We start from the raw sequence: 13,342 nt of genomic DNA, 5'->3' as shown, positions 1-13,342 counted from the left end.
CTGACGAAATGGTGCGTCTTTAAAAGCGATTCGCTGCTTCTCACACCGTGAACATCTGCACCGCGCTTCGCAGTTGCTCGGTTTGTGCGTCGAGTTCGGTCGCGGTCGTCGCCCCGTCCTGAACGAGCGACGCGTTCTGTTGGGTCATGCGGTCCATCGTAATCACCGCAGCGTTTATCTGGTCGATACCAACGCTTTGTTCGCGCGATGCTATGGCGATGGCGTCGACCAATCCAGCCACGCCGGTGACCGAGCTAAGAAGTTCGACGATAGTCCGGCCGGCCAATTGGACGGTCGCGCCGCTCGAGTCAACTTCGCTCGTGACATCGTTTATCAACGTGGCGATTTCCTTTGCGGCATTTGAACTGCGCCCGGCCAAAGCCCTTACCTCTTGCGCGACCACGGCGAAGCCCCGCCCTTGTTCACCAGCGCGCGCGGCTTCGACCGCTGCGTTTAAGGCAAGAAGATTGGTCTGAAACGCAATACCTTCAATGACCGATGTAATCTCACGAATCTGCACGGAGCGCTTAGCGAGACTGCCCATTCGCTGAACTGCGTCTGAGACCGCCCGGTCGCCGTCTCGCGCCTTATCCGTGGCAGACATCGCGAGGACCCGTGCTTGCTCAGCATGGTCGGCGTTTGCTTTCACGGTCGACGCAAGCTGCTCCATGCTGGCTGAAGTTTGCTCGATGCTCGCCGCGTGTTCTTCCGTCCGACTGGACAACGCGGTATTGCCCGCTGTGATGTGGGACGTTGTGCTCGCGATGGTGTCAGCCGCATCCTGAATTCCACCTACCATCGACGCGAGCCGTCTTTGCATCAAGCTCAATGCATGCATCATGCTTGAGGTATCGTTTGGCTTGACGGCAAAAACAACCGACAAATCTCCACCAGCGACCCGATGCGCGACGGCAGTTGCTGTCGACGGTTCCCCGCCGAGCTGCGCAAACAAGACGCGAACCATTGACGCACAAAGCAAACCAACCAGCCCAACACCTACTGCTATGCACCCGACGACGAACCATTGAACCAGTTTGCTCACGTTTCTGGCGTGCTCATACTCCTGTTGAGCCGCCACGAGCTGGAGCTGCCGTAGGTCGGAACCTTCAGCTTTTACCAACTTGGCTGTTGGCTCAATCTGTTGCGTCACAATCCACTGTGCCTCAGAGAGATTGTTTGCTTGCAATAGCTTTGTCGTCGGCGCGAACCCCTTATCGCGCAATGAACGCCAGTCGGAGGAGAAGCGAGCGGCAAGCTTCTGCTCGGAGCTGTCAGACGGCTTGCGCAAGTATTCCGCAAGCAGCACGTCGATTCGTCCGACGTGCTGACTCGTGGCTTGTGCCACTGCCTCAGTCTTTTGCGCTGAAGGGTCCAGCACTGCATCGCTTACGGCAAAATGCGTTTCCGAAACCAGTTCGTCGATGGTCGAGATATTTTGAAGCGCTTTCGCTCGTCCTTCATAGATATCCTGCAGTGCTTCGTTGCTTTGGGCAACGCCGAACAGTCCAACGCCGCCGACCGCAATGAGAACGCCTGCAACCGCGAAAGTAATGACTGATAAGCGGGCTTTGACCGTAAATGTGCGCATTTGATTCCAGGATAATGGCTCTGCTCGGCGACCTGATTTCATATCTGCAGGCCGCGCCCGTAGGGTCGGTGAGGAACGAATTATCCGCACCGTTTGCACCTGATAACGGCGCTATTCAGTGCATGTTTAATGAAGCTTTTGTGACGAAGCGCGGCACTAATGTGCACCGCTGTGGCAGAATTTGGTGGGGCGTTTATGCGCCAGTTTCAAGTCGCACCTTCCATCGAAAAACCGGCCGGACCTGTTCAATGGATGCGTTCGAGCGCAGTTCTATCCAAACAAACTACCAAGAGCATTTGTGAAAAACAGAACACCTCATGAACTTCGCGTTGATTTCATCCTCATATCGGCGGAAAACATCCCCGTCTCAGTTGCACTTGCGAAATTTGGGCGGCTGTGGGACGAGACAAATGCGGCAGCTTCACAATTGGTTTCCAGTGAAGACATTGGTGACTACATCACCGTGCTTCGAGATATGGATGTTTGGTACCAACGCGCAAAAAAGCTCAGGCCAAGGCCGTAGTCGATGGCTGCGTGGTCATCTTACCTCGCGCAATCAACCGTTTTTCATGCGCAAAGCTCTCGAAGTTCGAGTCCGTGATTGGTGCGCTGAAAAGAAATCCTTGCCCACGAGCGCACCCGTGGGCGACAAGGAAGTCGCGCTGCGCCTCGGTTTCCACGCCCTCCGCAATGATGTCGAAGTTGAGCGCACCGGCCATCGCAATCACGGCCAATGTCAGCGCTTCATATTCCGCATCGCTTCCGATTTCCTGAACAAAGGCTTTATCAATTTTGAGTCGGTCCACGCTGAATCGCTTCAGATAGCTCAGGCTCGAATAACCGGTACCAAAATCGTCGATGGCGATTCGAATGCCGAGCGCTCGCAATTCACGCAGCGTGCGCGCTACGTCGTCGACATTACGCATCAGCGCACCTTCGGTAACTTCGAGCTCAAGCATTGTCGCGGGTAGCCCGGTTACATCGAGTGCGTTTCGCACCGTTTCAACCAGGTTAGAACGCTCCATTTGAACCGGCGAAACGTTCACTGACATCCGAACGCAATCCACGCCTACGTTGAGCCATGCTCGGGCCTGCGCACAGGCCGCGTGAAGCACCCATTCTCCGATTTGAATGATAAGGCCGCTCTCTTCGGCAAGGGGGATGAACACCGCCGGTGAGATAGCACCCAGCTCGTCATCCGTCCACCGTGCAAGCGCCTCAGCACCGCAAAGTCGCCCGGTCGCCATATCAATCTGAGGCTGATAAGCGACGCCTAACGAACCTGTTTTTACCGCTCGGCGAAGCTTCGTAGAAAGCTTAAGCTTGTCGGCGGCGGCCCTGTTGAGCTCAGGACGATAATATTGGTAACCATTCCGACCGTTGTCTTTGGCCAAATACATGGCGGCATCTGCATTCCGAATGAGGGTGTCCGCATCGATGCCGTCGTGTGGGAAGGTGCTGACGCCGACGCTGACCTCAACGTACAAATCTTGCTGCGCCACAAGGAGAGGCTCCGTCATCGAAGCGATTATTCTCTTGACCATTGGTACAAGCTGCAGCGCATCGGAATGCTCCGCAACGACCATGAACTCGTCGCCGCCGTAACGTGCAACGAGGTCAGATTCCCCAACGACTTGAACAAGACGCTTGGCCATTTGCGCTAGCAGCGCATCGCCGACGCGGTGTCCAAGCGAGTCGTTGACCTCCTTGAAGCGGTCTAGGTCCAGAAATAGAACCGAGACCTCCGTGCCGGATTCGCCAGCCCGTGCAATCGCATCGTGCAAGCGTTCGTCGAGCGCGGCCCGATTCGGCAAGCCGGTAAGCGCATCGTATCTAGCTTGGTATTGAAGTTCGGACTGGTAATTGACAAGCGCGGAGACGTCGCTCATCACCCCAACATGGTGGGTCACGTCCCCGGTCACATCTCGAACGGGTGCAACCAAGATGTTGTTCCAGAATTTATTACCCGTTTTATTGTTGCATAACAGAGTGACGTTGGCCTCCGTTTTACCATCTAGCGCGGCCTTCACCGGTCCCCATTTCTCCGGCTCACCAGCAATGCCAAACAGTTCGTCGCATCCTTTCCCGACGACTTCGTCGTTTCTGTAGCCAGTTATCCGTTCAAATGCCGCATTAGCGTAAAGGACCACGTGCGAACCGGCTTGTGGCTCGGTGATAAGAATGCCATTCACGCTCGCGTCAAGGGCTCGGCCCTGAAGGCGGAGCGTCAGTTCGGCCCCACGACGTGCCGTGATGTTTTCATACGCTGTCAGCACACCGACGACAACGCCGTCCGGGTCAAGCAACGGCAATTTCGTCTCCGAAATCCATTCTTGCGAACCATCCACCGCCGTCGTTTCACGCTCGCGGTGCTTTATAGCAAGCAATCCTGCCATAACCATCGAGTCTTCTGCTTGGACGACACCCGGGTCACTTCCCCAGTGCAAGTCCTCGTCCGTCAAGCCGGCCAAGTCCGTGCGCGACTTGAGTCCCGCGTCACGTGCGAATACTTCGTTGCCTCCTCCGTAGCGGTGCTGCGAATCCTTCCACGCTATACCTTGCGGAATATGGTCAAGAACGTACTCAAGCGTCTGCTTCGAGCGAAAGAGTTCGTGGCGAGCGTTGTCGGCAATTAGAAGCGCATCCCGGAGCCGGCGCGAGCTGTGTGCGAGCCGAAAGAGCAACGCTAAAAGAATCAGACCTGCGGAAAGCGCGGAACCAAGGAGGATATTGGACGTTCGTTGACTATCTAAGGACGTATGTGTCACCGCTTTTTCAGCTACGGCATCATTATCAACGCGGATTTCAATAAGTTTTGCTAATACACTATAGAAGAAGGCATCGAGCTCGGCCAGACCGGTGTCGTTCAGCTTCACGCTTGCGGGCCGTTGCGCCACGGCTTTCGCAATGGCCGTGCTGCGCTGCGACAACTGATGCACCATGCGGTCAAGTTCGTCTAGGCGAAAAACACATCCAACACGACCGTTGCACGCAACACGTGCGTTTTCCTTCAATTCAACTATTTGATTGAGCGGAAAAACATAGGGTGCTCGTTCATAAAACGGTATGGTCCCTATGTTGGTATACAGCTCAGAATGTTCATCCAAAAGGAGCTGTTGAAGCTCATCCAGATTGTGTTTCACGTCGCTCGATGCTTGTACAGCAGCGAGAACGTTGGTCTCCTCGCGCGTCTGCTGTATGGCCAAGACGGTATTCAGGGCAATCGCTGAGAGGATAAAAATAACGGCGATAAGAGTCACTGCGCCCATCTTGCGGGGCAAAGCACTTTTGTACCTCCCCAGGCTTGGTTTCTTGTTCGGTCCGGCATCTACCGCGCTTGTCGCGGGAGCATCTGTATGCTTCACTACTTCCACCTATCGCAAAGTCGGTCATCCGCTTTAACGGACGAACCAACTCTTTCTTGAGTACATAACGAGTATTTAGGCGGCACGGCTTGTCTAGCGGTAGGGCGTCTCTTCATCGCTGTCGGGCGGTTCACTCAACGCACGCGCTTGTTCATGAGCAGTCATGGATTGAAGCGGCAGCGTAATAAATACGCTTATGCGACGGAGAATCTGCAAGTAGACCTGTTCAAATGCTATTTTTTGCGCATCTTCAGTCAGGAAGTCGACCAGCGGGTCCGGGAACGTCCATTGGGAAAATATGGGCGCCCCGGGAAACACGGGAGCATTTATTCCTACAGCCTCGTCGCTCAATGCAATGATTGCGTCCATGCTAGGCGACGACTTGCTGGAAAACTCTATCCAGCTTTTTGGGCGCAATACTTCCAGATTCGAGATGGTTGACTTAAGTCGCTCGAGAGTCAGCCTGTGGATTTTCAACGCAGGCATAACACCCGCACTGAAAGCGTTGAATCGGTCGCCGGCAAGTTCGCGCAATAGCGCCTCCGCCATGACGCTGCGCGCGGCATTCGCGCGGCAAAGAAACAAAACATTTAGCTTGTCGCGCATAGTGCTGTCCGAAAGACTGAGGGCCTTATATTGCAAAAATATTACAAGACGAATTTTTCAATGCGATGACAGCGGCGCAGTGAATTGCTTTAGAGCATTCGCCTTCCTGCAGATTTTGAGGAATGGGTGTGACGCGCGGATAAACCGAATCATGTCGTGAAGAAAATACGAGATACAGCCCCTCCTTTTAACGTGCTGGCAACAGAGCGGTCGCAGCATCGCCGAATTGGGAATGCAACGCGCGCGTGAAGCTGTATGAACAAAGTCGTTGGCGAAAGAAGCCGTGCGTGTGGCGGGCGCTCTCGCGCTTTCTTTTTCATAGTCACGATTGATTGGATTTCCACGGCTGGTTCGCTTTTACTGCGTTTCTGCATCCCAGTTGAGGCGACTTTGTGACGACCACTATCTCGGACAACAACGAACTCATTTGCTCAATCGCATCTGAGACAAACACACCGCCAGAGGTCGTTGGAAAGTTGTATGCGGACGCGCTTGCAGAATTTGCCGAGGGTGCGATTGTCCACGACTTTGTGCCGCTCTTCGCTGCTAAGCGCGTTCGCTCCAGGCTAAAAGAGGCGCAACTGCATTGACTTCTCAACACTGAAAAACGCCGCGCACAAGATAAAGATTAAAACGGGGCAGGGTGCGTTATATCTCGAAATTCACGCGTGCGATGTAAGTGATTCTCATCAAGTTTCGCTGTTGAAGTTTCGGTTTAACCAATGTGTGGCCGGCATTAAAGTCGAATCCAGAGGTGCCGGCACAGCATGGGCCACGCGTCAGCACGACTGGCCGCGAGTATCGACAGCCGCGTGTTTTCTCACCGGCCTTAGACTGAGAGTCTCTCGCCTGTATCGCTTCGACGCGAAGTCTCCGGACACCCTCTACGTCTATTTAGAAGCTCAGCCAGAGCCCATGCAAAACTGCGATTGCGCAGGCTTCAGAGAGGAAATTGTCCAATTCTGCTGTGTTTGGTCGCGTTCGGATGTCACCCCTGTGCAAAGCCGCAGCGTCTCGCGGCGAAATTTAGCAGTCCAATCCAGCATGCTTAAAAACCCCCGCTGTCACGCGTTGGAATAGGTTCTTTGCATCAAGCTTGAAAGCAAAACAACCTATGTCACTGGAATCTGGCATTTCAACTCCCGCGCCTGTCGGCGTTGTAGAGGCCGGCTCCTTGGGAGATTGCAGCTAACTCATCCAGTGAATCGCGACTTCTAGTGATTCGCTCGGTGCGATAAGCTTCTACCGCCGCAGCCCGGATTCGTCGTTTCCCGTCTTCTGTTCTCACCACTACGCCTAGCTGGCCCGAGTCCGCCAGCGCGACGACATATGGACGAGAGACGTTTAAAATTTTGGCGACGTCGTCGACGGACAACGTCCGGTCATCCGGAACCAAAGGGCCGGAGGCATCGAAATCAGTTGGCATTGCACTTCTCCAAACCCTAGAGTCAGCGTCCATTGTGCTGCAAAACGAAGAAACCAAGGTCTCGAATGTCAAAGCGGGAGACTGTCGAACGTGGAATTACGGGGCAGCCGAAATCTGGCAAACCCGCATTAAGCTGTGCGGACTAGTGAAGCCTGAGCCGGCGGCGATAGTCAAATGAGCCTCGAGTGTCGGCTCGTCCGATTCGTAAGCGTCATCTTCGAGAGCTTCCCCAGAGGTACGCCCGTTTCCCCATTGCCTGTCAATCAACTCCAGAAGTCGGCGCTGCCTGTTCGGCGCGAAACCTTCAAACGAGTCGCCGCGCGGCAGCGCTGGTTTGAGGAAATGGGAGCGCAGGTATTTGTCCAGTCGTTCTGCAGCAATCGGTGGTGTTGTTGAGTTTTCCTCTTCAAGTTTAGGTAGATACTCAGAGGGAGCAACACTTTCAATAATGCGGTCGTCGCGTAATACAAAAGCGGCTACAAGGCTCGCTTGCTTTGCCAAATCTACTGGCGAGGACCGAGTTATGACGATGTAGCGCGACAAGCATACTGACGACCGCGAATGTGAGAAGGCAACGTTCAGACGCCGGCGGATGAATCGCCCGTCCGTTCACTGCTGGCGAGCGACTCGGCATCCAAGGGTGACCCTCGAGATAGGTGGCTATCGCGCTTGCCATCGGACCGGCAAGACTCAGTCACGTTCACCGCGCCAGTCTTTGCGTCCGCCATCGTGGTCCTGGTGTCCGTCGCGTTGGCGCCAACCACCGCCGTCGCCGTCCCAGTGACGGTCCCGGTCGTGCCCACCGCGATACCCGTCCCCGTCGCCATAACCGCCATATATATGTTCACGCGGGGGACCGTAATATGCCTGCTGCGGAGGCTGGTAGTAGACAGGCGGCGGTGGCGCATAATATACCGGGGGCGGTGGCGCGTAATACACGGGCGGCGGAGCGTAGATGGGTCCAGGTCCGCCAAAGTAGACGCCTATATCTGCGCCTGCCAGAGCTAAACCCGGAAGACTGAGCGCGACGCATGCTAGAGCAGACGCGAGGTATTTATGTTGCACGGCCAGGCTCCTTCAAGGTTGGAAACAACAAGCCCCACGCGGTCAAAGTCTGAACGCCAAAACTCGCACCTCAGACCGCTATTCACGGAATTGGAGGCTTTGATAGTTAACGCAGTGCGAGAGCGGCGGTGGACTGCGCTATGAACGTCGTTGTAAGCGAGTGTTAGCTCGACCTCCGTCCACCGCCGTTGAACCGCGCGAATTGGGCGCTGTTCCGGACTTGCGGAAGCCGAACGGCTGACGTAGTTGGTTTCCTACGTGGCCCCGTTCGGACACGGCGACAATTCGGTTTGCTGCGAGGCTGACTTGAGTCATATTTATTCTGCCGCTGAAGCATGCGTCTTGAACAAGGGCAGCCTTGGGCGATTGCGAAGGCTCAATTCAAAAGAGCCTCTACCAAACATGGCTTTTGTATGTCGACCAGACTCTGTAACGGACGTAGATGTTGAAAGACATATCTAGCAAAAGGGTTTTTAATTTCCAAGCCGGTCGTTTTAGGTAGCGTGCAGTATGGTCGACGGCATCGCCGAGCGGATTTAAAATGCTGATAGCAGGGTGGTGCGCAAGCCCACGTATGCCAACGCCTCAGAAAGTCTTACAATGAGCGTGCTCACCATGCGAAGCACGTCAAGACGCGCGCGGCAAGGCCGGGATATGGATATGTCTAGTGGGCCACGTTATGAACGAACTGACCTCGCCATGCCAATGCTTTCGCTCACGCTTTTCGTCGACATTTCCGTGGACGTCGCCTTCAGGCGAATCTGTGTCGCGTCAAAGCCGGGCGCTAATGTTATATGGACAGGAAAGCTGCGCCGGACGAAGTATTCCGGCCGCGTTGCAGGTGCCTCGACCAATTTCTCGGCGCTCGCAATTATCTAACGCATTCATTCACCCGGCAACGTCACAGTCTCGGCAAGCGCGCATCTTCAGCTCGAATTGCGGCTGACGTTCCAATGGCTCCGACGTCGCTATGACGTGAGCAATTCTTCGAGCCGGTCGAATTCAACCGGCTTAAGCGCATACCCGTTGAAATCTCCGAGACTGAGTGTATCTTCAAGGCCGACGTGCCCCGTTATAGCAATTATCTGCGATTGCTTCGACAGTCCATCGTGGCGAATGCCTGCGCAAACCTTCCTGCCGTCAGATTCCCCGAGGTGGATGTCGAGGAGTATCAGGTCGAATGTCGAATTACGTGCAGTTTCCAGCGCTGTTGCGCCATCGTAAGCGGTGGCAACTTGGTGCCCCATCGCCTCAGCGAGCGCGGCTAGGCTGTCGGCAGACCCCCTATCGTTGTCGACAAATAGAACTTTCAAAATTCGCTCTCCAAGGTTGGTACTTCCTCGTGATAATGCTCACTCGTTTTCGTCCGTTTGATGCGTGAGGACATACTGCTGGACTAAAATCAAATAAAACGTAGGGCACTTATCATATCGTGATAAGTGCGATGCGTGCGCTAGTTCCAAGTTGCTCGCTTGTCGAGCGCTCACGTTGTTAGATGCTATTGGTCGCATCCACCAATTCCGGTTCGGCCGCGTTGTCAGGCTGCTTCGCCGTTACATTGGCGGCAGCCTCTTGTGCGCCGGCGCATCTCGGCCGCGCCCTTTCTAACGCCGGCATTGCAGCCTTTTAACTGTGACCTTTTTTACCTCGAGCTAACTTCGCTGCGGTCGCCTCTTCGAAGGGAATGTTTTCTTCCCAGTTCCTTTTGTCGACGCGACCGCATTATTGGCGAGAGTACCGCTTGTGCGACTTGAATCGTTCCCAGCGCTGGTTTCGCGGTATCGAGCTTGCCGCTACTAGGAACTTGCTTCGGTCGCGAACGCTCGCGAGCCACGCCATTGCTGGCCCGCGTCCGCACCAACTTGCGCGCTTTGCAGGCGGCTCCTCCTCGCATCACTTCCATCGCCTCGACATGTCCAAGGCGGTGGTTCGTTCTCTTGCATGTCCAGTTGCATCCCGAGTTGCTCGACACGGATTCGAGTGACCCTCCGACGTTCTAGTAGTTTTCGGTGATGTAGGCCGAAACTGCCGCGTCGCGTCGCACTGCCACGCAAGACGTCGTTAAATGTTTATCTGGCCACCCATCTCTACAACACGGTTTGGCGGCAGGCTGTAGTACTCGGCGGCTTGCGCCGAATTGCGGCCGAGAAACGCGAATAGCTTTTCGCGCCAAAGCGCCATGACCTTGCTTTCGCCGGTCGCGCGAATGGTGTCGCGAGCCAAAAAGAAAGACGTATCGCCGACGTCGTAAGTCCAGCCGGGTATCCGTTTTTCGACCAGCGACAAGAGGGCCGGGACGTCCGGAATTTCCATGAAGCCGTGGCGTACCGTGACGGCATAACATCCGTCGCCAAGGTCCTCCACTACCGCCTTGTCGGCCTCTTTCACGTAAGGTACATTATCCGTGGTACCAGCCAGGAAAATATTGGTCTGATGCAGCACGCGATTATGCTTCAGGTTGTGCATGAACGCGGTTGGGGTCATGCCGGCTACACCGCCTGGGAAGACGGCGGTGCCTTCAACGCGTGCAGGCGGGTGACTACTTCTGCATAAGGAATGGATGATGTCTTTGAGCGGCAGATTCTCGGCCTTCATCCGCTCAATGAGCGTCTCACGGCCGCGATGCCAGGTCGTCATCACCGTGAATAACGCAGCTCCCGCTAACAGAGGGAACCACCCGCCATCCAGCACCTTGCTTACGTTACTCGATACAAAAACCGCGTCGACGATGGCAAGCGGGCCTATCACTAGAGCTGTCGTCAATGGCTTCCAGTGCCACAAGCAATGGGTGATGAAATACATGAGCAGCGTCGTCAGAAGCATTGTCGATGCCACCGCGATGCCATACGCAGATGCCAAGTTATCGGACGATTTGAAGAACACCACCAAGAACACGACAGCTGCGAACAGTGAGAGGTTAATGAATGGGACATAGACCTGTCCAATTTCATGTGTCGATGTATGGACGATTGGAATGCGGGGCAGAAAGCCGAGCTGCACGGCTTGCTTGGTCATCGAAAACGCCCCGGAGATGACCGCTTGGGACGCGATGATGGTCGCAGCCGTTGCCAAAATGACAAGCGGCACGAGTGCCCAGTCGGGCGCCGACCCAAAGAACGGTTGTTGCACCGCCTTCGGGTTCGAAAGCACGAGCGCCGCTTGACCAAAGTAATTCATCACGAGACTCGGCCACACGAGGAACACCCAAGCCAGTCGAATCGGCTTTTTACCAAAGTGGCCCATGTCAGCGTACAGGGCCTCGCCACCCGTAAGCGCCAGGAAAACAGAACCGAGTACAACAAACGCAGTGCCGGGATTATGGGCAACAAAGTTCATCGCATAGGTAGGAGAAGCCGCCATGAGGATGGTTGGATGCTGAGCAATATGAAGCACGCCAAGCGCAGCGAGGGTGATGAACCAGACCACCATAACGGAACCGAACACTTTCCCTACCGCGCCAGTGCCGCGCTTCTGAATGGCGAACAAGCCAGTGAGGATGACGAGGGAGATAGGGACAATCCAACGAGTCAGGTTCGCGTCGATGAGCGTCACGCCTTCCACTGCCGAGATGACCGAGATTGCCGGCGTAATCATGGAGTCACCGTAAAACATGGCGGCGCCGAATACGCCCAGCGTCAGCAGGACGTTGCGCAATTTTGCTGGTGCCACGCCAGATGCGAGCGCCGTGAGAGCAAGAATGCCGCCTTCCCGGTCGTTGTCCGCGCGCATCACGAAACTTACGTATTTGAGCGTAACCACGATGACAATCGACCACAAAATCAGCGATACGATGCCAAAGACGTTAGGCTGGGTAACACCGCCGGCTGCCTTCAGGCACTCCCTGAGCGTGTAAAGCGGACTTGTTCCGATGTCTCCAAAGACTACGCCAACGGCACCGAGAACCAACCCGGGCGCTGCTTCAACCGTCTTACCAGGAGTGTTTGCAACTGATACTGACATATGGCTTTCGTCCCGTTGATGGTCGTAACTGCTCTGCGAGGAGGCGCTTAGGCTACTCGATTCCTGTAGAACGGGCCAACGAAATCGGTCGCGACTTTGGGACGCGAATCGTGGAGTTACTGCCGCCTAGGGCACCCCTAACTTGATGGCCGTCCGTTCGTCCAGGACGCTCGACGACTCCTGTAAAGAAAGGACGCACTCATGGGAAAGAATCTCTCTCAGGCGACTGAGTGCGCTGGGGCGCAGCGACGGCGGCCTGGGAATCGGTTTGGCTGTCGTGCAGCATATCGTCGCGCTGCACGGTGGAGTGGACGAGGTGTGCAGTGCTGGCACGGGGCGTGGCACAGGTCAATATCCGCTTGCCGGCCGTCGCCGTTTACCCATGAAGACGGTGTTGTCTTGTAGGCCGGTGAGAGCAGATGCTACATGCGACTGATGGGAGAAGCTATGCCCATCCGGGAGCCGGAATTGGACCTGCGGGCTTGCACGCGCACGTTTTTATAGCGCCTGCCACATTTGACGCGGCGAATTACTTGCAAGCCCGATGGCGAAGCTGCTGACGGCTGCAACAAAAAGCAGGCTTTGTTGCCCAACAGCGGCAACCTTGACATCCCACGCCGGGGCTAGGTTTTGTTCTTGGCCACACCTGTCACAACGACGTGTTTTCGCGAACGAGCGTTCAACATATGACGTTTGACTTGAAGCTTAATTGCCGTAGACTGAATTGCTACACCGCACAATTCAACATCACCCGCAACCGTCAGCGCGGCAATTTTGAGCCGTTTCGGCGGCTGCTTTTATGGGACAGCCATGAACGCAACGAGTTTTCAGCAACTCATCCCAGGTCAAGCGACGAACTTCAGCAACTTGTTCGAGCTTTCAAATACTTCTTCCAGCGTCCTCGAGAGGCTCTTTAAGTTAAACATGCAGGTGCTAAAGACCGCGCTTGCTGAGAATCAAGTTATCTGGGAGACCGCACTCGCGTCAAAAAGTCCGCAGGAGCTGATAGCGCTTTCGGCGAACACAGCCAAGGCATCGGCCGAGAAAGCGGCGATTTACGGTCGACAGGTGCAGGAAATATTCTCTGGTGCGCAAAGCGAAGCGACTGCCGCTGTTGTGTCAAAGCTTGAACGGGCGCAACGCGACGGCCAACGGGTGGCAGACAAGTTGAGCACTGAATCGACTGTCATTATTGCTACGACGTAGAAGGGGAACGGCGCCGATGAATCTGGATAGGTGAGCCGCGCCGGCGGCCGATTTAATCGACGAGCGCGCAGAAAAAATCCTTCAATAGATGTAAGCGTCGCTCGCTTCTACCTGTCGAACCTCCGG

The 13,342-nt window shown here is 55.2% G+C and carries 11 protein-coding genes; 3 read left to right on the top strand and 8 right to left on the bottom strand.

What is annotated here, in order from left to right; genetic code table 11:
- Positions 1–40 precede the first annotated feature (40 nt).
- Entirely contained in the window at positions 41–1,588 is a 1,548-nt protein-coding gene (locus AXG89_RS07720; protein WP_062169006.1) for a methyl-accepting chemotaxis protein, read from the bottom strand.
- 298 nt (positions 1,589–1,886) lie between these two features.
- Here AXG89_RS07720 and AXG89_RS42045 point away from each other — a divergent pair, with 298 nt between their 5' ends.
- The gene (locus AXG89_RS42045; protein WP_162916020.1) at positions 1,887–2,111 is read left to right on the top strand and encodes a hypothetical protein; all 225 of its coding nucleotides are present in this window, start codon (positions 1,887–1,889) and stop codon (positions 2,109–2,111) included.
- Here the strand turns inward: AXG89_RS42045 and AXG89_RS07715 are convergent.
- Both AXG89_RS07715 and AXG89_RS07710 read right to left on the bottom strand, forming a co-directional pair.
- Positions 2,095–4,953, bottom strand: coding sequence for a putative bifunctional diguanylate cyclase/phosphodiesterase (locus AXG89_RS07715; protein ID WP_162916019.1), 2,859 nt, complete (start codon positions 4,951–4,953; stop codon positions 2,095–2,097). The two genes, AXG89_RS42045 and AXG89_RS07715, sit on opposite strands and share 17 nt — an antisense overlap.
- A gap of 93 nt (positions 4,954–5,046) precedes the next feature.
- A complete protein-coding gene (locus AXG89_RS07710; RefSeq protein WP_062170409.1) occupies positions 5,047–5,559 on the bottom strand; it encodes an arsenate reductase/protein-tyrosine-phosphatase family protein in 513 nt (170 codons plus the stop codon).
- A 392-nt stretch (positions 5,560–5,951) separates the two neighbouring features.
- Between AXG89_RS07710 and AXG89_RS07705 the strand changes: the two genes are divergently transcribed.
- The gene (locus tag AXG89_RS07705) at positions 5,952–6,149 is read left to right on the top strand and encodes a DUF3562 domain-containing protein (RefSeq protein ID WP_082771366.1); all 198 of its coding nucleotides are present in this window, start codon (positions 5,952–5,954) and stop codon (positions 6,147–6,149) included.
- A gap of 545 nt (positions 6,150–6,694) precedes the next feature.
- Here AXG89_RS07705 and AXG89_RS07700 read toward each other — a convergent pair.
- The 5 genes from AXG89_RS07700 to AXG89_RS07680 all read right to left on the bottom strand — a co-directional run bounded on the left by AXG89_RS07700 (position 6,695) and on the right by AXG89_RS07680 (position 12,010).
- Entirely contained in the window at positions 6,695–6,985 is a 291-nt protein-coding gene (locus tag AXG89_RS07700; RefSeq protein WP_062169002.1) for a helix-turn-helix domain-containing protein, read from the bottom strand.
- Positions 6,986–7,081: 96 nt separating this feature from the next.
- A complete protein-coding gene (locus AXG89_RS42040; protein ID WP_162916018.1) occupies positions 7,082–7,486 on the bottom strand; it encodes a hypothetical protein in 405 nt (134 codons plus the stop codon).
- A gap of 77 nt (positions 7,487–7,563) precedes the next feature.
- Entirely contained in the window at positions 7,564–7,833 is a 270-nt protein-coding gene (locus tag AXG89_RS42035) for a hypothetical protein (RefSeq protein WP_162916017.1), read from the bottom strand.
- A gap of 1,185 nt (positions 7,834–9,018) precedes the next feature.
- Complete coding sequence (locus AXG89_RS07685; RefSeq protein ID WP_062168995.1) at positions 9,019–9,363, bottom strand: response regulator; 345 nt, start codon at positions 9,361–9,363, stop codon at positions 9,019–9,021.
- A 748-nt stretch (positions 9,364–10,111) separates the two neighbouring features.
- Positions 10,112–12,010, bottom strand: coding sequence for a potassium transporter Kup (locus AXG89_RS07680; RefSeq protein ID WP_062168993.1), 1,899 nt, complete (start codon positions 12,008–12,010; stop codon positions 10,112–10,114).
- Between the two features lie 810 nt (positions 12,011–12,820).
- Between AXG89_RS07680 and phaP the strand changes: the two genes are divergently transcribed.
- Entirely contained in the window at positions 12,821–13,216 is a 396-nt protein-coding gene (phaP, locus tag AXG89_RS07675) for a TIGR01841 family phasin (protein ID WP_062168985.1), read from the top strand.
- The last annotated feature ends 126 nt before the right edge of the window (positions 13,217–13,342 follow it).

This window comes from Burkholderia sp. PAMC 26561, from assembly GCF_001557535.2.
Lineage (GTDB): Bacteria > Pseudomonadota > Gammaproteobacteria > Burkholderiales > Burkholderiaceae > Caballeronia.
The sequence above is the reverse complement of the archived record's forward strand: the minus strand, read 5'-3'. Positions and strand labels throughout refer to the sequence as shown.

What these genes read in the sequence shown, in the direction of transcription:
- AXG89_RS07680 (WP_062168993.1), bottom strand. Translation starts at nt 12,010, where the DNA reads ATGTCAGTATCAGTTGCAAACACTCCTGGTAAGACGGTTGAAGCAGCG.
- AXG89_RS07720 (WP_062169006.1), bottom strand. Translation starts at nt 1,588, where the DNA reads ATGCGCACATTTACGGTCAAAGCCCGCTTATCAGTCATTACTTTCGCG.
- AXG89_RS07700 (WP_062169002.1), bottom strand. Translation starts at nt 6,985, where the DNA reads ATGCCAACTGATTTCGATGCCTCCGGCCCTTTGGTTCCGGATGACCGG.
- phaP (WP_062168985.1), top strand. Translation starts at nt 12,821, where the DNA reads ATGAACGCAACGAGTTTTCAGCAACTCATCCCAGGTCAAGCGACGAAC.
- AXG89_RS07710 (WP_062170409.1), bottom strand. Translation starts at nt 5,559, where the DNA reads ATGCGCGACAAGCTAAATGTTTTGTTTCTTTGCCGCGCGAATGCCGCG.